General features: G+C 45.5%; 18 protein-coding genes and 1 tRNA gene. All 19 read right to left on the reverse strand.

Going from position 1 to position 19,445, the window contains the following annotated elements; all coding sequences use genetic code 11:
- Positions 1-17: 17 nt before the first annotated feature.
- Positions 18-395: a DUF983 domain-containing protein gene (locus F7231_RS09465; protein WP_085410821.1), complete on the reverse strand. Its 378-nt coding sequence runs from the start codon at positions 393-395 to the stop codon at positions 18-20.
- On the reverse strand, positions 340-621 hold the full coding sequence (locus F7231_RS27905; RefSeq protein WP_085410822.1) for a CAMCR motif-containing small membrane protein: 282 nt from the start codon (positions 619-621) through the stop codon (positions 340-342). Before F7231_RS27905 ends, F7231_RS09465 begins: the two co-directional genes overlap by 56 nt.
- A gap of 16 nt (positions 622-637) precedes the next feature.
- Entirely contained in the window at positions 638-1,183 is a 546-nt protein-coding gene (locus F7231_RS09470; protein WP_166691729.1) for a DUF420 domain-containing protein, read from the reverse strand.
- A 3-nt stretch (positions 1,184-1,186) separates the two neighbouring features.
- A complete protein-coding gene (locus F7231_RS09475) occupies positions 1,187-1,753 on the reverse strand; it encodes an SCO family protein (RefSeq protein WP_229365016.1) in 567 nt (188 codons plus the stop codon).
- 150 nt (positions 1,754-1,903) lie between these two features.
- Positions 1,904-2,236, reverse strand: coding sequence for a cytochrome C oxidase subunit IV family protein (locus F7231_RS09480; RefSeq protein ID WP_085410825.1), 333 nt, complete (start codon positions 2,234-2,236; stop codon positions 1,904-1,906).
- Positions 2,237-2,254: 18 nt separating this feature from the next.
- Complete coding sequence (locus F7231_RS09485) at positions 2,255-3,037, reverse strand: cytochrome c oxidase subunit 3 (RefSeq protein ID WP_085410826.1); 783 nt, start codon at positions 3,035-3,037, stop codon at positions 2,255-2,257.
- A 15-nt stretch (positions 3,038-3,052) separates the two neighbouring features.
- On the reverse strand, positions 3,053-3,646 hold the full coding sequence (locus tag F7231_RS09490) for a cytochrome c oxidase subunit 3 (RefSeq protein WP_166691730.1): 594 nt from the start codon (positions 3,644-3,646) through the stop codon (positions 3,053-3,055).
- A gap of 1 nt (position 3,647) precedes the next feature.
- A complete protein-coding gene (gene cyoE / locus F7231_RS09495; RefSeq protein WP_166691731.1) occupies positions 3,648-4,553 on the reverse strand; it encodes a heme o synthase in 906 nt (301 codons plus the stop codon).
- Positions 4,550-5,593, reverse strand: a complete 1,044-nt coding sequence (locus F7231_RS09500) for a COX15/CtaA family protein (RefSeq protein WP_085410829.1) — start codon at positions 5,591-5,593, stop codon at positions 4,550-4,552. The genes cyoE and F7231_RS09500 overlap by 4 nt, the downstream gene beginning before the upstream one ends.
- Positions 5,568-7,454 (reverse strand): cytochrome c oxidase subunit I, encoded by a 1,887-nt coding sequence (locus F7231_RS09505; protein ID WP_166691732.1) that lies wholly within the window; start codon positions 7,452-7,454, stop codon positions 5,568-5,570. The genes F7231_RS09500 and F7231_RS09505 overlap by 26 nt, the downstream gene beginning before the upstream one ends.
- A 26-nt stretch (positions 7,455-7,480) precedes the next feature.
- On the reverse strand, positions 7,481-8,593 hold the full coding sequence (locus F7231_RS09510; protein WP_166691733.1) for a cytochrome c oxidase subunit II: 1,113 nt from the start codon (positions 8,591-8,593) through the stop codon (positions 7,481-7,483).
- 22 nt (positions 8,594-8,615) lie between these two features.
- On the reverse strand, positions 8,616-9,923 hold the full coding sequence (locus tag F7231_RS09515) for a quinol:cytochrome C oxidoreductase (RefSeq protein WP_085410832.1): 1,308 nt from the start codon (positions 9,921-9,923) through the stop codon (positions 8,616-8,618).
- Between the two features lie 67 nt (positions 9,924-9,990).
- Positions 9,991-10,593 (reverse strand): c-type cytochrome, encoded by a 603-nt coding sequence (locus tag F7231_RS09520; protein ID WP_166691734.1) that lies wholly within the window; start codon positions 10,591-10,593, stop codon positions 9,991-9,993.
- A 10-nt stretch (positions 10,594-10,603) separates the two neighbouring features.
- On the reverse strand, positions 10,604-11,134 hold the full coding sequence (locus F7231_RS09525) for a DUF3341 domain-containing protein (RefSeq protein WP_085410834.1): 531 nt from the start codon (positions 11,132-11,134) through the stop codon (positions 10,604-10,606).
- Between the two features lie 21 nt (positions 11,135-11,155).
- On the reverse strand, positions 11,156-12,583 hold the full coding sequence (gene nrfD / locus F7231_RS09530; RefSeq protein ID WP_085410835.1) for an NrfD/PsrC family molybdoenzyme membrane anchor subunit: 1,428 nt from the start codon (positions 12,581-12,583) through the stop codon (positions 11,156-11,158).
- 30 nt (positions 12,584-12,613) lie between these two features.
- Positions 12,614-15,727, reverse strand: a complete 3,114-nt coding sequence (locus F7231_RS09535; RefSeq protein WP_166691735.1) for a TAT-variant-translocated molybdopterin oxidoreductase — start codon at positions 15,725-15,727, stop codon at positions 12,614-12,616.
- 45 nt (positions 15,728-15,772) lie between these two features.
- Positions 15,773-17,080: a c-type cytochrome gene (locus F7231_RS09540; protein WP_229369763.1), complete on the reverse strand. Its 1,308-nt coding sequence runs from the start codon at positions 17,078-17,080 to the stop codon at positions 15,773-15,775.
- Between the two features lie 249 nt (positions 17,081-17,329).
- A tRNA-Cys gene (locus F7231_RS09545) sits at positions 17,330-17,403 on the reverse strand.
- Between the two features lie 114 nt (positions 17,404-17,517).
- Entirely contained in the window at positions 17,518-19,302 is a 1,785-nt protein-coding gene (gene rpsA, locus F7231_RS09550) for a 30S ribosomal protein S1 (RefSeq protein ID WP_085410838.1), read from the reverse strand.
- Positions 19,303-19,445 lie beyond the last annotated feature (143 nt).

A 19,445-nucleotide genomic window follows, 5' to 3' on the forward strand; every position in this document is an offset into this window, starting at 1 on the left:
TTTAGTTTGCATGCTATTTATAAGTTGGGATTATACTTTATACCAGCTACGTAATGCAGCCAGATAACTCTGGATAATCGAAAGTTTATAGCAGATATTAACACGACAGCAATCGATATGACCAGTGAATACACCCAACCAGCCGGATTGTTTCCTACGTAGAATAGCAAGAAGCCCAATACTAGGGCAAGCCCACCTGAGAATGCATAGCTGACGTACATAGCACCAATGAAATACCCAGGCTCTACTTCAAAACGCAACTTACAGTGTGGACAAAACTCATTCATTTTGCCAAAGCCTATTGGAGCGTATAGCGGAGTCTGAAAGATCTTACCCTGCCTACATCTGGGACAAAGCCCCCTTGACACGGCTTGAAATTTTGATACGTTGGGCATGTTCTTTTTTACTAGTGCGATACCACATGTAACTAATTCCAGCTACAATTAGGTAAGGTGCTGCCAGCAGATATAGAATTCCGAAATTTAAATCTGAAGCGACTACGCTACGCCCGTTGCTTACGGTACTCTCAACAGTAGCCCGGCACATAGCACATTGAGCCAGTACGTCAGGCCCAAAGCACATAAATAGTGCAGTTACGATTACCCATCCCCACTTCTTCATTTGCTTGTTACGTTGATTAATGTGTGTAATAAGGCTTAATCATTAAATAGACTATCACACCTGTAGTACTTACATATAGCCAGATTGGTAATGCCCAAAGTGTCATTTTCTTGTGTAGAACGAATTGTTTGGTTAGGGCAAAGTAGACAGCTCTCAACACAAACCACAACACAACAACTGACAAGGCAATATGCGAGATCAACAAAAAGTAATATACCGGACGTACCCATCCCTCGCCGCCAAACGACGTTGATTCATTTGAAATATGATACAGTACGTAGGCGACCAGAAAGAAGGCACCAAGTGTAAATGCAGCTGTCATAGTTCGCCGATGAGCCACTACATTCTTCTGACGAATAAAATAATATCCTACGACTAATAACACCGATGTTAGTGAATTGATTACACCGTTAATATGTGGCAGGTACGTTGTCCAGGTACCTAGCTCAAATTTTTGTCGGATACCCAGTATCAATGCAACAACCACTGGGATGGCTATCGACACGACATTGATAAGACGGTTAGCGTTCTTCTCTTTTTGTAGTACTGTGGTGGTTTCCATGTGTTACGTCTGCTTGCTATAGATGTCAAAAAGCACCCGGATTTCAGCAATAAGCCGATCAACGTCTTTTTTGTCCGTTCCGTCGTAGAAACCTCGGATGATTCCTTCCTTATCTACTAAAACCAACTTTTCGCTATGTATAAAAGTTTCGTCTGGTTTCCCGTAACTAACTCCGTGATCAACAACGGGTAAGAAGTAGCCTCGTTGAGCCAGATTATAGATCTGCGCTTTATCTCCTGTCAGAAAATACCACGTTCCAGCTTTAGCACCTACTTTCTTTGCATAAGCTTTCAACTGCTTTGGTTTATCATTTTCAGGATCGACCGAATATGACAAAAACGCCAGATCATCACGTTCCTTAAAAATTTCCTGCACCCTACTCAAGCTTGATTGTAATATGGGACAAATAGTGCCGCAACGTGTAAAAAAGAAATCAGCCACGTGGATCTTTCCCTTGATGATTGTCTGGTCAACGGCCTGGCTATCCTGGTCAATTAGGGAAAAACCAGGAACATGTCTATAGAGTGTATCCTGTTGCGTCTCACCATTCAAGCCTGTGATACTATGCATAACCGGCGACCCATTTGTAGAATCAATTACCGGTATGTACCTGGGTAATGTGTAATGATTCTGCGTACATGCTCTAAGCATTATGTACGCAAAAGCCGGGACCATCAACGTTACGATGAGAGTCCCGGCTTTGCGGAAGTTGTTCATTGGTTATCTCAATTGGAAAATCGAGCCGCCTTCATACATCAAAGCGATAAGCAACCAGATAATGAAAATGATTGGAAGCATAATAGCCCAGATCAAGCTTTTTACTTCGTGTTTCAAGTGCATGAACTCGGCCACGATATAAAAAGCTTTAATAATCGTCATGCCTACAAAGATGAAGACCCGCAATGGACCGGCCGTCATCGTAAATGCAATTAGAAATTCAAATGCTGTTATAACGCACAAAATGATGAATGTACGCCAAATCAGTTTGGTATTAGCAGGTGGTGGAGCCACGTCGGTTCCGCCATGATTGTCGGTATATGGTGTATTTGCCATTGTCGTAGAGGAAAGCGATTAAACGAGGTAGAAGAACGTAAAGACGAAGACCCAAACCAGATCGACAAAGTGCCAGTAAAGACCTACTTTTTCGACCATCTCGTAATGCCCACGTCGCTCATACATTCCAGTCGATGTACGATAAAAAATCAGGATATTCAAAATAACACCTGATAATACGTGCGTACCATGAAAACCTGTGATAAAGAAGAACAAATCAGCAAAGGCTGGAGGACCATACTGATTCTCTGTCAGGTTTGCGCCAAAGATAGTCCGCTCAACCCATGTACCGCTTACCAACTCACGAACTGTATTTCCTTCTTCTGTTCCATGTATAAAGTGAGACCATTCCCAAGCTTGGCTGCTTAAAAAAGCAATTCCGCCCAGAATCGTCCAAAGCATGTACTTCTCAACATCTTGGCGATCGCGACGATGACCAGCCTCTACCGCCAATACCATCGTAACTGACGAGAAAATGAGAATGAATGTCATCAGACCTACAAATACTAGAGGCAACTGCGAACCATGAAAAAATGGAAACGCATTGAACACTTGATCCGGAATAGGCCAATAAATATTCGAAAAATGGAATGGAGTACCATGAATACTCGGATCATAAGCTGGATAGCTATACCGGATCAGACCATAGGTAACCAACAATGCCGAAAAAGTAAATGTATCTGATATGAGGAAAAACCACATCATCAGTTTACCATAACTGGCATTCATGGGTTCAACGCCCCCCATCCAGGCTTTCTTATCGAATACTACTGACTCGTCAGTTGTTGCTGTAGCCGCCATGCGTCCGTGAGCTGATTAATGGAAATAAAGTAAAAAGAAATACAGGTAGATCCAGAGCACATCCAGAAAATGCCAATATGTCGAAGCCACCTGTACCTGTTCAAGCGACTTGGCATGTATTCGTAATTTAAAAGCTGCCCTAAGGGCAAACACTAATACTATCAATCCTGAGATTAAGTGAAACGCATGCATGCCTGTGAAGACATAGATGAACGATCCAGCTGGATTGCCAACAAAGTAAACGTTGTTCTGAACCAACTCAGCCCATCCCTGAAACTGCATGTACAGAAATAGCATTCCAAGCGCAAAAGTAATAGATATAGCTATCCTTAGCGCGTTGAAATTGTCTTTTTTAGCAGCCAAATAGGCCCAGTGCATAGTGATACTACTCACTATCAACACAACGGTGCTATAACCGAAGATAGCTGGCACAGTAAACTCCAACCAGTTACCCTCTGCCCTACGCACAAGATAGGCACTTGTAAATGAGGCAAACAGCATCAGAATGCTTACAATGAACAACCAGAGAATGAACTTCCGTGGGTTCACAGAAAGTGTCTCTTCAGGCTCCTCTTCGAGCCATTTTATTTCTTCCGTTTCTTCTTTCATGTTAAACACGATCTAAAACAAACGCGATTTGGACAATTGGTAGGTAGGCAAATGCGGCAAACATAAGGCGTTTCGCCGTGGCTATATCTGGGTTTCTTACTAATCCAATATTAAGCCACACTAATAGAACCGCTGCAAGTACTGATACAATAGATGAAACCATTCCGATGTATCCCCAAAAGAAGGGCATCACTCCCAGTGGTATCAGCCAAACTGTAAAACTCAAAATAACCAGAGCCGTCTTGGCTGTCGCTGGTCTTTTCAGAGGCAGGAGCTTAAAGCCTGCCTTCGCGTAATCATCATCCAGCACCCACGCTACAGCCCAAAAATGGGTAAATTGCCAAATAAATTGAACAGCAAATAACCAAAAAGCTTCAGTACTCATTGTCCCTGTGAAAGCCACCCAACCAATTAACGGTGGTAAACCGCCAGGTATGGCGCCAACATAAACAGCAATAGATCCAACCCGCTTAAGTGGTGTGTAGACGAACCCATACAACAAAAAGGAAACGAATGAGATACCGGCTGTAAGAGGATTAAACCAGAGCGTTTGAACGAATAAACCGATGAAAAGAAGTACAGCAACAAATACAATAGCACGCTCCTTACTGATACGACCCGTAGGAAGCGGTCTGCTTCCTGTGCGCTTCATCATTCGGTCAAACTCAACTTCTAAAACCTGATTAACCGCATTGGCTGCGCCTGTAATCAACAAACCGCTCACTGCGAATAATAGAATTTGCGCAATCGAATAGGGACGTGTAGCAGCCATCAAGTATCCAAGTACTGCAGAAAATCCAACCAACGACGATAGCCTCAACTTTGTCAGCGCAAGGTAATCCAGCCAAGATGCCTTGCTGGATTTACTAGCTGGTGTCATTATCGGCTGCTCAACAGATGAATTCATAACGTGGTTACAGATCCAGATTCGTCCACATGTGTTAACGACAAATCTGTTGTGCTTTTCATTAGCACATTCCTAAAAGAAAACAGGATTACAACGAATTGAATTCCTAAGGAAACTACAGCTAATGTAAGATGAACTGGCTGAGCCCAAGCTGGGATAGCAAAATATGCCATAATAGCTCCTGTAAGTATCTCTACGACCAGTAAACTACCCGTTGCAATTGCCATTCGTCGAATTGGATTGCCTTTCTTTAATTGTTTACTTACTGGAACAATCCAAAGAAGCTGACAAATAAGTACAATTAGTGAGAAGCTTCTGTGCACGTAGAACCGTATATCAAGTTCTTCCACCCATCGGAATCGCTGCAATTCCCCGAGTTTGTTTGCTACTTCATCAACTGTCTCCCTTACCTGTGTACCAAGTAGTATCTGAATCAGAAGTAAGCCAGAACTTATCAGTAACCACCTGTTACTTGCTTTAGACAACTGAAATGTCTGTGCCGATACTGACAATGATTGAATCTGGGTACGTGCTACTACGTAAAGAAGTACACCCACGATTATGATGGCTAATAACATATGTAATGTTATTAGCCAAGCCGCTAAAACGCTCGACACAACTTTCGCACCTAGCCAACCCTGAAAACCAACAAGTAATAGGGCTAAAAAACTATAGCCTACAATGGCGCGGTCACGCTGCCAGTAGGCTATAGCAGATGCTACAAATGTGATGAATATGAATACCCCGATTAACGCTCCCAACAATCTGTTCAAATACTCGATCCATGTCTTTACAGCATTGAATTCTGTATTTGCGTACCCACGGTGACTATAAATCTCTTGATAGTTCGCAGGAAGCTGTGATACATCAGTTGGTGGTACCCACTGTCCAAAGCATTTTGGCCAATCTGGACATCCCATCCCGGCGCCGGTACTCCTAACCACACCTCCCACCAAAATAAGCAGGAAGACAGCAATTACGGTTAGAAGTGCCAGGCGCCGAAACGAGTGTTCATTAATGGGGCTGCTTGAACTGATCATTGAAGTTTTGGGCTTCAATCGCTTTTTCCAACGAAATCAATTCTTTCTCGTGCGGAAGATTAGATTCTGGAGTCTGCGAATAAGGTACGTTCTGAGGAATGAAATCCTCTGTTGCGCCCGGCTTGCTGTAATCATATGGCCAACGATACACGGCAGGAATTTCGCCTACCCAGTTACCATGCCCAGGTACAACTGGCGTAGTCCATTCCAATGTGTTCGATTTCCATGGGTTCTGAGAAGCGCGTTTCCCCTTGATTAAGCTATAAATGAAGTTATATAAGAAGAGGAACTGCGCTGAGAACGTAATGATTGCCGCGATACTAATGAAGGCATTCATATCCTGGAAGATGTTCTTAGTAAAGTCGTTGCTTGTGAAGCTGTAGTAACGACGTGGGAACCCAGCAATACCAATGTAATGCATTGGGAAGAACACACAATATATACCAATAAAAGTAAGCCAGAAGTGAACGTACCCAAGCTTATCGTTCATCATACGACCAAACATTTTGGGGAACCAATGGTATACACCAGCCAAAAGACCGAACGCAGATGAAGCACCCATTACTAAGTGGAAGTGGGCTACAACGAAATACGTATCATGCAATTGAATATCCAGTGCGGCATTACCCAGAATCAGACCTGTAACACCTCCAGATATAAAGAAGGATACCAGACCGATTGAGAACAGCATTGCTGGCGTAAACCGAATGTTACCGCGCCACAGTGTTGTGATGTAGTTAAACGCTTTTACTGCTGAGGGCACAGCAATAATCAGCGTCAGAAACATAAATACAGATCCCAGGAAGGGATTCATACCCGTCACAAACATATGGTGAGCCCATACAATGAACGCAAGGAAAGCAATACCCATCATTGACGCAATCATGGCACGATAACCGAAGATAGGCTTACGTGAATTTGTTGCAATGATTTCAGATGTGATACCAAGAGCTGGTAACATCACGATATATACTTCTGGGTGACCGAGGAACCAAAATAAGTGCTGGAACAGAATAGGGCTACCACCTACGTTTGGCAATGCCTCTCCAGCGATATAGATATCAGATAAGAAGAAGCTGGTACCAAAACTACGGTCAAAAATCAGCAGCAATGCAGCTGAAAGTAGAACAGGGAATGATATAAGGCCAAGAACCGCTGTAAGGAAGAATGCCCAGATTGTCAGCGGAAGCTTACTAAATGACATACCCCGTGTCCGCAGATTAATTACTGTCGTGATGTAGTTAATACCGCCTAACAATTGCGACACAATAAAGAAAGCCATGCTTACCAACCACAAAGTCATACCCATTTCTGAGCCTTTGTGGGCTTGTGGTAACGCACTTAGAGGTGGATAAACAACCCAACCACCTGCTGCAGGACCAGTTTCAAGGAAGATCGAGATGAACATCAACAAACCGGCCAGGAAAAAGAACCAATAAGAAAGCATGTTCATGAATCCCGAGGCCATGTCACGTGCCCCTACCTGCAATGGTATCAAGAAGTTACTGAACGTGCCACTTAATCCAGCAGTCAATACGAAGAATACCATTATTGTACCGTGCATTGTGACGAGTGCCAAATAAAAGTCGGGGCTCAACTTTCCGCTTTCCTCGATCCAATTACCAATCAAGGGGCGCAACCATTCTAATTTCATTTGGGGGAAACCCAACTGAAGCCGAAAGATTACAGAGAAGCTGATACCAATAACTGCCCAGAATATACCTGTAATCAGATACTGCTTGGCAATAGTTTTATGGTCTTCAGCGAAAACGTATTTGCGCCAAAAATTTAATTCATGCTCATGATGCTCATGTTCAGCCACATGAACACCGGCAGTTGAAATTGCGTCTGTAGTTGCCATTATTAGCGATTTGTTGATCTAAAGGATTAACGTAATGAAGCACTACCTGAACCAGCAACACCACCCGCAGATGCTGTTGCCGTACTATCTGTTCCAGCACCTTCCGTAGGCAAATATTTAGCTGCTTTGGCTTTCAAGTTAGCTGGGATGCGTGATGCGTATTCAGGAAAAGACGATAGCAGTGGTTTCTGCTCTGCACACCACTTTTTCCATGAATCCTGATCTTCTACTACCAGATTCATTTTCATAGAAAAGTGACCACGGCCGCAGATCTCAGTACAAGCGATTTCATACTTGAAATTCTGATCTCCAGTTTCGTTACGCATCTGCTCTGTCGTCTTGTCTGGGTGGAACCAGAAACGAGTAGGCATACCTGGTACCGCATCCATCTTCACACGCATGTGAGGTATAAAAACGCTGTGCAATACGTCACGAGCTCTAATACGAATTAAGACTGGCTTCCCAACTGGAATATGCAACTCTGGAGCAGTGAAGTCATCAAATGCAGATTCGTCAGAAAAATCAATTCCTACTTCGTTATTGTTATCGATCAACTTATAATTGAATGCGCCTAATTTGTTGTTATCAACACCAGGGTACCGAGCAATCCAGTTGAATTGCTTACCTACCAACTCCACTTCCTGGGCTCCTTCAGGTGCTTCAGACATAATGTCCCGCCATGCCTTCCAGCCAGTGAATACCATAATCGCCATAACAATAGCTGGTACCACTGTCCATAACAACTCAAGTTTGTGGTTTTCTGGATAGTATGACGCTCTTTTCCCGTCTTTATATTGGTAACGATAAGCAAAGTAGAATAGCAGAATGTTTGTCAACAACGCTGAGGCAGTGACAATTGACATTGAACCCCAAAATAATCCGTCTACGCGACGTCCATGGATAGACGACGCTTCAGGTAGGAAATATTGGGTTGAGTGAATAAATGACCAAGTAGCAGCGATTGTGCCAGCAATTAGAAATACCATGAACATAGCTCCGTTAATCCGGTTGCTAGTTCCGCCGTACGTCTCTTCACCATCCGCGCTACCTACGCTTTTCATCACGTTGGTCAAACGACCGAACACCATAATGGCGAGCGCGAGGAAAACGAGCGATAATAATCCTACGATGTAAACCATACTTGTTTGATTTAGATAAAGTCTAAATGTCGTGATGCAATGCTTCTTCTAATAATGGGTGATTCTTGGCAATCAAATTGGCTTTTGTCAATTGAGTTGCCACTGACCAGATAAATGCGCAAGCAAAAATCAGAATCATACCAAATTCAATTGGTCCAAATCCACCATGCTCACCTACAGTACCAGGCATGATGTTCATGTAAAAATCAAAATAGTGACCTACCAGCACCCCCCAACAAGCGACCTTCAGTAAGATAGTTGTACGCTTTGCATCCCTTGTCATAAGAACGAGGAACGGGAAGACAAAGTTTAGTACAACGTTAACCCAAAATGGAGCTAGATAAATACCACCATGTCCACTGAAACGCTCCCGATAGTAAATCGTTTCTTCAGGTAAGTTTGCGTAGTAAATCAGCATGAATTGAGCGAACCACACATACGTCCAGAAAATGCTGAAAGCAAAAACAAACTTACCGAGGTCATGAATATGACTCTGATTAACTGCTTTCAAATATCCTTTCTCCTTCAGCGTAACTACGGTAAGTGTCATCGTTGCCAGACCGGCCACATGCCAACTTGCCAAGGTATACCAACCAAACATGGTACTGAACCAGTGTGTATCAATTGACATGATTAGGTCCCAGGCAGCAGTCGATGATGTTACAGCGAACACAACCAGAAAGATGGTACCGTATTTCATGCTTTTGTAGTAGTATTCCGTTCCGCCATACAGATCTTCCTGTAAAGACAGATTACGCAACACGCGCCACAGCATATACCATGACACAAAGTAGAATACCATTCGAGCCAAGAAGAACGGTGTATTTAGGAAACCTTTCTTGCCGGCGATGATTGGGTCGTATTCTGGACTAGCCTTATCATACAAACCCTCGTGTGTCCAATGAAACAAGTCATGGCCAGCGAACAGGAACACGCCCAGCATGATAATGCCTGTGACAGGTAAAAAAGCTGGCATTGCTTCTGGCACACGCTTAATCACTGATGACCAGCCAGCCTGCGCTAGATAGTTGTATGACATGAAAAACATGCCGGCAACTGCGATACCAGTGAAATAAATGCTGTTGACCCAAATATTAGCCCACAGTCGTGTTGTCCATTTGTAGTGCCCATGGGCACCTTCATGACCTTCACTTAGGCCATGCCCCTGAACTGCTTCATGTGCGTGTTCACCTACACCCGATGATAGCAGAACGGCGCCGAGAACTACGAGCGCTACGCCGACGGCCCCGCCGATGAGCAAACGCCGTTTCGACTCTGCAGTAAATTCGAACTGCTCATCTAGGGATGGTATTGCGTGTACTGATGCCATTATTAACTCTATTGATGGTATGACTGCTTCATCTGTTGATTAATCAAGCAGTCTATCTGATTCAGAATTATCCTTGCTGAAGTTTATGAACGTACATAACAATCTTCCAGCGCTCCTCGGGTGTCATCTGCGAGCCGTGTGGCCACATACGTCCTTTACCGTGGGTAATGACATGGAAAATATGTCCATCATTCATCGTCTTATAAGCACCTGCTGAATAGTTAGGCACCCCTTTATATTCTTTGCCTACCAGACCGTCGCCTTTACCGCCCTCACCATGACAATGGGTGCAATAACGACCATACAGGATTTCGCCTTCCTTTAAGCTTGCTTCCGTATTTGGAATTGGATTCGTAAGCGTGCGCTCGGCAATAGCGATGCTGTCCTTAGGGATATTATATACCATCAAGTCAGTAGTTGCACTGTCTCCTGTACCAAATGTGGTATGGTAATTACGACGAGATACCGTACCCCGCGCCGGATCGCGCATGTTCAGGCCATTCGCCGTAAATGGATTGGCTTTAGTCTGCTTGTAAGGCTCGTAACCAACAGGATCGTACATCTGGGGTGCAAACTGAGTTCCTGTATCATTGCGGCTGTCGCCACAGGCACTCAAAAAAAGCACAGATGCCAGTCCAATTGATGAAAGCACTATATGCTTGAATTTCATAATCGGTCTATTAGAACTGCTTGACATTTACTTCAGCTGCACCTGACTTTTTCAGGATCGTCTCAATCTCTGATTCTTGCAGTTTGTTATTTTCCATATCGATGGCCATAGCAAACTTGTTATCAGTTGTCCGTAGATCGAACATAAGAGGTTTCACTGTCGGCCCTAATCCATTCGAAATAATGAACGTAGCGACCATACCAAGTGCAGTGAACAGTACTGTCAACTCAAATGCGATGGGTACATATATGGGGTAAGAGAACGAATCTTTACCACCAACGATCATAGGCCAGTCAAACTTCTCGGTGTATGACATCAACGAAGCAGCCGTTAACAGTCCGGTTAGACCAAACATGAAGGCTGCAATGCCTAATCGTGACCGTGGGTGACCTAGCGCTACATCAAGGCCATGCACCGGGAAGGGTGTATACACCTCGTGAATGCGTACACCCGATTCACGGACCTCTTTTACGGCTTTCATTACAACATCATCGTCGTCATAAATGCCTACTAAAAATCGACTGTTAACTGGCGAAGCCATACAGATACTTATAAAGGTGAATTAGTCAGCGTTCTTGTTAAAAGTAGGCGCAGTAACACGCTCACCTTTCGCAACGCCCGAAACTGATTTTGGTAATTGAGCTGACGATGATTTGATGATCGCTTTTACTTCGGCCATGTTTACAACCGGAAGGAACTTAGCGAACAACAGGAACAGCGTAAAGAACAAACCAAACGAGAAGAGGTAATCACTGATGTCAAACAAGGTTGGGTGGAACATAGCCCAGCTTGAAGGCAGGTAATCACGGTGCAGCGACGTAACAATAATTACAAAACGCTCGAACCACATACCAATGTTCACAATAACCGACAGCACAAATGTCCACACAACAGAAGTACGAATCGCTTTTGACCAGAACAACTGTGGGGATACCACGTTACAGGTCATCATAGCCAGATAAGCCCACCAGTATGGACCGGTAGCCCGGTTGATAAAGGCATAGCTTTCGTATTCGACACCTGAATACCAGGCGATGAAAAACTCAGTGATGTAAGCGACACCAACAATCGAACCTGTGAGTGTGATGATTTTATTCATCGACTCAATATGCTCAACTGTAATGTAGTCTTCCAGTTTAAATACCACTCGGATGATAAGCATCAGGTTCTGCACCATAGCAAACCCAGAGAAGATAGCACCAGCAACGAAGTAGGGTGGGAAGATGGTTGTGTGCCAGCCAGGAATAACCGACGTAGCAAAGTCCATACTTACAATTGTGTGTACAGAAAGTACCAGAGGCGTTGAAATACCAGCCAGGATAAGGCTGATATACTCGTAGCGAGCCCAAGTTTTTGCAGATCCATTCCAGCCTAGTGAGAAAGCGCCGTATACATAGCGGCTTACTTTACTCCGTGCCCGGTCGCGAATGGTAGCCAAATCGGGCACCAAACCCATGTACCAGAATACAAGCGATACTGTAAAGTAAGTGCTGATAGCAAATACGTCCCATACCAGTGGCGACTTAAAATTCACCCACAAAGAACCAAACGTATTTGGCAAAGGCAGTGCCCAATAAGCCAGCCAGGGGCGGCCCATGTGCATAAAGATGAACGTAGCAGCACAAATAACGGCGAAGATCGTCATGGCTTCCGCTGCCCGGTTAATCGATGTCCGCCATTTCTGCCGGAATAGCAGAAGAATTGCGGAAATCAACGTACCTGCGTGACCGATACCAACCCACCATACAAAGTTGGTGATATCCCATGCCCAGCCTACAGTCTTGTTCAGACCCCATACGCCAAGACCCTCCCACCATGTGTAGAATACACAGGCCGTTCCATATACCAATACTAGGGCAGAAATTGTAAATGCAATCGTCCACTCGCGGGTGGGACGACCTTCTACCTGCCTGCAAACGTCTTCGGTAACGTCTGCGTAGGTTTTCCCATTAGATACTAATGGCGTGCGTACGGCTGAAGTGATATGCATCGTTTTTAAATTTTCAATTAGTACGTTGACCTACGCTTGTGATTCCTGTGTAGTTTCCTGCTTTGGACCTTCATCCTTGTTACGGATTTTGGTCAAATAAGCAATCTGCGGGCGAACGTTAATCTCTTCCAGAACGTGGAAAGCGCGTTCATTCAATTCGGTTGACAACACCTTAGAAATGGTGCTCTCAGGATTATTCATATCACCAAAGATGATGGCATCTGTTGGGCAAGCTTGGGCACAGGCTGACTGAATTTCGTCAGGCAATGGACGACGACGCTCTTTCTTAGCTGTCAACTTACCCTCCTGGATACGCTGTACGCAGAATGAACACTTTTCAATAACACCCCGGGCGCGAACTGTTACGTCAGGGTTGATAACCATCTTGCCCAGATCGTTATTAAACTGGTAATCAAACTTGTCTTCGTCGTGGTATTTGAACCAGTTGAAGCGACGTACTTTATATGGACAGTTGTTTGCACAATAACGTGTACCAATACACCGGTTATACGTCATCTGGTTCAAGCCTTCTGTACTGTGTGTTGTTGCCAATACTGGACAAACTGTCTCACAGGGAGCATTGCTGCAGTGCTGGCAAAGCATTGGCTGGAATGTCACTTCCGGGTTAGCAGAAGCTACTTCCAAAGCCTGATAACCTTCAACAACGCCCATGTTTTCCATATCAGCATCGCTGCTGTAGTAGCGGTCGATCCGCATCCAGTGCATCTCGCGACGAGCCAGTACTTCTTCACGCCCTACTGTCGGCGTGTTATTTTCAGAGATACAACCTACTACGCAAGCACCACAACCAATGCATGAGTTCAGGTCGATAACCATGCCCCACGAGTGGTTTGGTTTACCGTAACCATGCCAGAGAGTAATGTCTGTAGGCTCTACAGGACCTTCAGATGTCTCAACCTTTGGTTCGTAACGTCCCTCTTTTGGATTTTTCTTGTATCGGGCCAGAATGCCTTCCTGCAATACAGCCCGGCGACCCATTACGGTTTCATGCGTTTGCGTTTGAGCAATTTCGTGCCGACCACCTGCTTTGCTCACGGTTGCATTCACAGCAGCCATGCTCACCGTACCACCGACGATTGTGGCTAATGGATAGGCGTTCTGTCCAACTTCGTTCGCACACTTTCCTGACTTTGTCCGACCATAACCAATAGCGATCGCTACTGTTTGATCTGCCTGACCAGGCTGCACCAGAACAGGGAGTTCAATTGACTTACCAGCTACCTCAATTTTGAGCAATTCATTCTGCTCAACACCCAAATCTGTAGCCGTCTTCTGTGAAACAGCCGCGTAGTTATCCCAGCATGCTTTCGATACTGGATCAGGGAATTCCTGAATCCATGGGTTATTAGCTTGTGAGCCAGAACCCATACCTACTTTCTCGTAAAGAGCAATCTCAATACCAGTAGTAGGTTTGTAGCGCTGACTGATTCCTGCTGCGGCGGCGGCTGCATTACCGGCAAAGGTTGCCCCGGACCCAGCAACGGCTGCCGTGGCTGGCTCATATACACCATCGTGCAGCGCTTTAATCCAGAACTCGTCGAAGGTTGCGAAACCAGATGCCTTTGGGAAGACATTAGTACGCCAATAGCTGCGAACATACTCCTGGAAATCATTGCCCTTTCCTGCCCATGTCAACAAGCTCGACTGCATTTGACGAGTTTTGAAGATATGCGTAATAGCAGGCTGAGTAAGGCTGTAATAACCCGTCTTAGGCTCTGAATCATTCCAGCACTCCAGGAAGTGAGGTGCCGGTGTCATATACTTGGTAAGTGAACCTGTTTCGTCAGCCCGATCGCCAAATGAAAGCGAAAGAGCAACCTTCGGTAGCGTCGCAGCAATTTCAGCACCACGAGGGTGATCATATACTGGGTTAGCCATGAAGAACATCGCTGCCTGAACACGACCACCTTTCAACTCATCGATGAACGCGTTCATTTGCTGATCGTTCCCCTGACGGTAGTTTACCGGTACATTAAGGTTGATCGTCGATGAGTAGCTACCCAACAGGCTGTTAAGCGCGTTAACCAGTATCTGTACGTTCGGATCATTTGACCCGGCTACCACTACTGCTGCTCCACGCGAAGCGATTAGGTCAGCAGCAGCTTTATCAAGATACTGAACAGTTACCGGAGCTGCACTTACTGCAGTTCCTCCAAGCTTAGCAGCTACTTTGTTATATAAGCTGGCCACAACAAGACCCTCCTGGGATGGCTTGTACGTACCCCGGTAATCTGCATTGGCACCAGTCATTGAGAGAATCGTCTCAAACTGGTAGTGACGTGACATCTCTTTGTTACCACCACCAACAGCACCAATCTTACGCGTTTTAGCATAAGGTTTTGCGTGATCAAGTGGAGCGATCCACGTACCCAGGAAATCAGCGCCGATGCTTACAATCGTTTTAGCTTTGCTGAAATCGTATGACGGTACAACAGCTTTACCAAATGAAGCCTGGTTTGCTTGGAGAATGCCTGATGCCGAGTTTGCATCATAAACGATGTGGCGGGCGGTAGGGTATTTTGCAACAAAATCAGCAATGACAGCCTTTGTTGATGGGCTCGTAATTGTTGACGATACAAGCCGGATAGCCCCACCACGAGCAGCAATTGTTGACAACTGGCTGATAATCTCCTTATCGGCAGTAGCCCAGTCAATGTCTGTCTCACCCCGCTTAGGGCCTTTCAGTTTTTCATTATCATACAATGACAACAAAGAAGCCTGAACGCGAGCAGTTGTACCACCTCTAGACAAGCTTGAGAGCGGATTCCCTTCAATTTTGATGGGCCGCCCCTCACGTGTCTCTACTATAATACTGGCGTGATCACCACCATCTGTATAAGTTGATGCGTAATAGTCAGAAATAGTTGGGAACGTACCCTCAGGCTTGTTCAGATAAGGAATTGCTTTCCGTACAGGTGCTTCGCAGGCAGCCAGCGATACAGCGGCCATGCCAAAACCCAGTGTTTTTAAAAAATCTCGGCGGGGCGCATTGGTACCTTCAATGAGACTCTGCAGATCATTTCCTGATGGCTCAGGAAATTCAGACTGTGCGTTTTTAACATACGCAGCGTCATTACGCAATTCCTCAACACCCTTCCAATACCGTTTGGTTACTTGTTCCATATACTTAATCCAGTCAGAGAATCTCTGTTTGGCTGAGTTGAGAAATTAATAGTGGCACTTTGAACATTCCAGACCGCCAATGTTGGCAACCTTCAATGGCTCTTTAGTCTCTTTACGATGCAATGCTACCAGTTTGTCATAGTATGCATTGTCTTTCGTGTTGACCTCCGTCTTCCGGTGGCAGTCAATACACCAGCCCATCGTCAATGACGAACGCTGCTCAACAACCTCCATCTTCTGAATTTCGCCGTGGCATGACTGACACTGTACATTACCAACGTTCACGTGTTGAGCGTGGTTGAAATACGCTAAGTCAGGCAGGTTGTGTACGCGAATCCACTCGATAGGCTTATTCTGCTCAATAGCGGCGTAGATCTTCTGAATCTCGGGAGATTCTTTCTTGATCACACCATGGCAGTTCATACAGATATTAGCCGAAGGAATTGTAGCCGATTTGCCTTTGTTCACACCAACGTGGCAGTAGTTACAATCAATCTTGTATTGACCTGCGTGTAGCTTGTGTGAATAAGCGATAGGCTGCTTTGGAGCATAACCCTGCTGAATACCGATCGAGTATAAGCCGTCGATCGACATTTTAGTAGCCACGAACAGAAATAACCAGATAGCTACAGAACGAACGGTTGAATTATTGACCGTACCAACCAACCCATCACGAATACGCTGTACTAGTGGAGTTGTCCGCACTACCGTGCCTTCTGTGGCCTGTGGTGCGACTGCCTTAGACAGTATCGTTACAATTACCAGGAGCACACCCAGCACAAGCAGCATTACGATCAGTAAGCCCACTAGTACGAATGTAAACAATTCAGATGGACCCGACGAAGCCGCAGCTGCAGTACCGCCACTATTGCCAGGAGCAGGAGTAACTGCATCACCAGCAATAGCCGCTTTCGGGGTATTTTCAGAATCAATGTAATCCAGGATGCTTGAGATATCACCGTCCGAGAGGTTGGTGAAAGCAGTCATCTGAATTTTATTGTACTGGTTAAAGATTTTGACAGCATATGCATCGCCCGTTGCGATAACTGCCGCTGGATTACGTACCCACTTGTGCAACCAATCTTCACCCGGGGTACGTTGCCGAACACCTTTGAGACCAGGACCAACAAGAGCTTCTCCGCTTACATTGTGACAAGTCTGACAGTTGTTTGTAAACAACTCCTTGCCTTTGGCAACATCTCCACCACCAGCAGCAGCAGGCGCTGGCGTTGCAGTCGTAGGGCCACCGCCCCCTTGAGCTGCTGAAGAGTCTTGCGCGTTCATCTGCTCACCGTGAAATAGCAGAAAAGCTGCCAGAGTCAACGCTCCGCAAAACTTAGATAAACGGCTCATAACGACTAATTTATAATCAAATTTCACCTTCATAATTGACCTATGTACCTCATCGGCCCACAAAAGTAAGCCACGATCGCCAGAATACAAAAGTCCATTCCAAGCTATTTAAGGCCACTTTTTCTACTTAGATTCAATCTATACTAAACCACTGCAAAGTCTATCTTTTCTGTAGTGGTAAAAGTCCACTTAGAAAACCAATAGAAACAAAAAAGCCGCTAAGTAGTAGCTACTTAGCGGCTAGACCATTGGAGGTTCCGAGCGGATTCGAACCGCTGTACGAGGTTTTGCAGACCTCTGCCTAGCCACTCGGCCACGGAACCTTGTCTGTTTGGGACTGCAAACGTACGCGTTTCAGCTTAAATAACAAAAGGCGTCTTTCAACATTTCTGTGAAAGACGCCTTTTAGCTGTGAAGTAGCTCAGATTATAAAGCAATTAGTTTTTGCTTTCCATCTGCTCTTTCAACGCAGCAAGTGAGCTCAGGTCACCTAAAGTAGCTCCACGCTCAGGCTGTGCCGAAGTCGACTGGGTAGTCTTGGCTGCCTTTGGTTTTACTTCCTTAACAGGCTCGCTCTTCTCCTGCCACGTACGAGTGTGCGACAGCATGATGCGCTTATCTTCTTTCGAGAATTCAGTTACCCGGAAGTCGAGCGACTCGCCTACTTCGGCAACCGTACCATCTTCTTTGGCCAGGTTACGCAGTGTGCAGAAGCCTTCGATACCGTAAGGCAATTCGAGCGTTGCCATCTTGTCGTTTTTCGACAGGATCGTACAACGGTGAACAGAACCAAGGGTAAACGTATCTTCGAACGTGTCCCATGGGTTCTCCTCGAGTTGCTTGTGACCTAACGCCAGACGACGGTTGTCAACATCAAGTTCAAGAACAACTACGTCGAGGTTCTCACCAGCTTTAGTGAAGTCTGACGGATGCTTGATCTTTTTAGTCCATGACAGATCCGATACGTGTACCAGACCATCGATGCCCTCTTCCAGTTCAAGGAACAGACCGAAGTTAGTCAGGTTACGTACGATACCTGTGTGACGTGTGCCAACAGCGTATTTCGACGTCAGGTCTGGACGAGTCCATGGATCAGCCGACAGTTGCTTGATGCCCAGTGACATCTTGCGATCCTGACGATCAAGTGTCAGCACAACGGCTTCAACTTCATCATTCACTTTCAGGAACTCCTGTGGGTTACGCAGGTGCTGAGACCACGACATTTCTGACACGTGGATCAGGCCTTCTACGCCTGGCATGATTTCGAGGAAAGCACCGTAATCGGCAACATTCACGATCCGACCTTTTACTTTCGAACCAACCTGAATGTCTTCAGTCAGCGCATCCCAAGGGTGAGCCTGGAGCTGCTTCATACCAAGTGAAATACGCTTCTTCTCTTCGTCGAAGTCGAGTACCACCACGTTTACGCGCTGATCAAGCGTAAGCACCTCCGATGGATGGCTGATACGGCCCCATGAGATATCGGTGATGTGCAACAGACCATCAACACCACCCAGATCGATGAAGACACCGAAATTAGTCATGTTCTTGATCACGCCTTCCAGTACCTGACCTTTCTCAAGGTTGTTTAGGATTTGAGCGCGCTGTGCTTCCAGATCTTTCTCGATCAGGACTTTGTGCGAAACTACTACGTTGTCATTAGCGTAGTTGATTTTCACCACTTTCACTTCCATCTTCTTGCCGACATAAATATCGAAGTCACGGATCGGCTTAACGTCGATTTGTGAACCTGGCAAGAAGGCTTCAATGCTATAAATATCTACGATCAAACCACCTTTAGTCCGACGCTTCACGAAACCATCGATAACGAGGTCTTCGTCAAGGGCCTTCTGGATGTTTTTCCAGGCGGTGATAACTTTGGCTTTCTTACGTGACAATACCAGCTGACCATTGGTGTCTTCCTGGTTTTCGATGTACACGTCAATCTGATCGCCAACTTTAAGGTCAGGCAGATCCCGGAATTCGGACGATGGCACCAGGCCGTCCGATTTAAAGCCGATGTTCAACAGAATTTCACGGTCAGTAATCCCTACGACCGTACCCGTTACAACATCTTTTTCGTTTACTTCGGTGAGAGTACCTCCGTACATCTCTTCCATACGTGACCGCTCGTCGGCGGAATAGCCGCTACCGAATCCTTTGTTGTCTGCCCGATCCCAATCAAATTCGGGCAAGTTTGCAGTTTGCTGCGATTTGCTCATAAAAAGGTTTAACTCGACCCACTTTTACATCAGTATGCCGGGTCAGAACAAACTGAATTTTGATTTAACATGGTTTAGCATATGCCCATCGCTATAATGAGGCAGCCGCTCCTTTTTGAAAAGGACTGCAAAGATAGCAAGTG

It is taken from the genome of Fibrivirga algicola, assembly GCF_011742925.1.
GTDB lineage: Bacteria > Bacteroidota > Bacteroidia > Cytophagales > Spirosomataceae > Fibrella > Fibrella algicola.

Excerpts from the sequence above, each read along its gene's own strand:
- F7231_RS09465 (WP_085410821.1), bottom strand. The coding sequence starts at position 395 with ATGCCCAACGTATCAAAATTTCAAGCCGTGTCAAGGGGGCTTTGTCCC.
- F7231_RS27905 (WP_085410822.1), bottom strand. The coding sequence starts at position 621 with ATGAAGAAGTGGGGATGGGTAATCGTAACTGCACTATTTATGTGCTTT.
- F7231_RS09470 (WP_166691729.1), bottom strand. The coding sequence starts at position 1,183 with ATGGAAACCACCACAGTACTACAAAAAGAGAAGAACGCTAACCGTCTT.
- F7231_RS09475 (WP_229365016.1), bottom strand. The coding sequence starts at position 1,753 with ATGCATAGTATCACAGGCTTGAATGGTGAGACGCAACAGGATACACTC.
- F7231_RS09480 (WP_085410825.1), bottom strand. The coding sequence starts at position 2,236 with ATGGCAAATACACCATATACCGACAATCATGGCGGAACCGACGTGGCT.
- F7231_RS09485 (WP_085410826.1), bottom strand. The coding sequence starts at position 3,037 with ATGGCGGCTACAGCAACAACTGACGAGTCAGTAGTATTCGATAAGAAA.
- F7231_RS09490 (WP_166691730.1), bottom strand. The coding sequence starts at position 3,646 with ATGAAAGAAGAAACGGAAGAAATAAAATGGCTCGAAGAGGAGCCTGAA.
- cyoE (WP_166691731.1), bottom strand. The coding sequence starts at position 4,553 with ATGAATTCATCTGTTGAGCAGCCGATAATGACACCAGCTAGTAAATCC.
- F7231_RS09500 (WP_085410829.1), bottom strand. The coding sequence starts at position 5,593 with ATGATCAGTTCAAGCAGCCCCATTAATGAACACTCGTTTCGGCGCCTG.
- F7231_RS09505 (WP_166691732.1), bottom strand. The coding sequence starts at position 7,454 with ATGGCAACTACAGACGCAATTTCAACTGCCGGTGTTCATGTGGCTGAA.
- F7231_RS09510 (WP_166691733.1), bottom strand. The coding sequence starts at position 8,593 with ATGGTTTACATCGTAGGATTATTATCGCTCGTTTTCCTCGCGCTCGCC.
- F7231_RS09515 (WP_085410832.1), bottom strand. The coding sequence starts at position 9,923 with ATGGCATCAGTACACGCAATACCATCCCTAGATGAGCAGTTCGAATTT.
- F7231_RS09520 (WP_166691734.1), bottom strand. The coding sequence starts at position 10,593 with ATGAAATTCAAGCATATAGTGCTTTCATCAATTGGACTGGCATCTGTG.
- F7231_RS09525 (WP_085410834.1), bottom strand. The coding sequence starts at position 11,134 with ATGGCTTCGCCAGTTAACAGTCGATTTTTAGTAGGCATTTATGACGAC.
- nrfD (WP_085410835.1), bottom strand. The coding sequence starts at position 12,583 with ATGCATATCACTTCAGCCGTACGCACGCCATTAGTATCTAATGGGAAA.
- F7231_RS09535 (WP_166691735.1), bottom strand. The coding sequence starts at position 15,727 with ATGGAACAAGTAACCAAACGGTATTGGAAGGGTGTTGAGGAATTGCGT.
- F7231_RS09540 (WP_229369763.1), bottom strand. The coding sequence starts at position 17,080 with ATGAGCCGTTTATCTAAGTTTTGCGGAGCGTTGACTCTGGCAGCTTTT.
- rpsA (WP_085410838.1), bottom strand. The coding sequence starts at position 19,302 with ATGAGCAAATCGCAGCAAACTGCAAACTTGCCCGAATTTGATTGGGAT.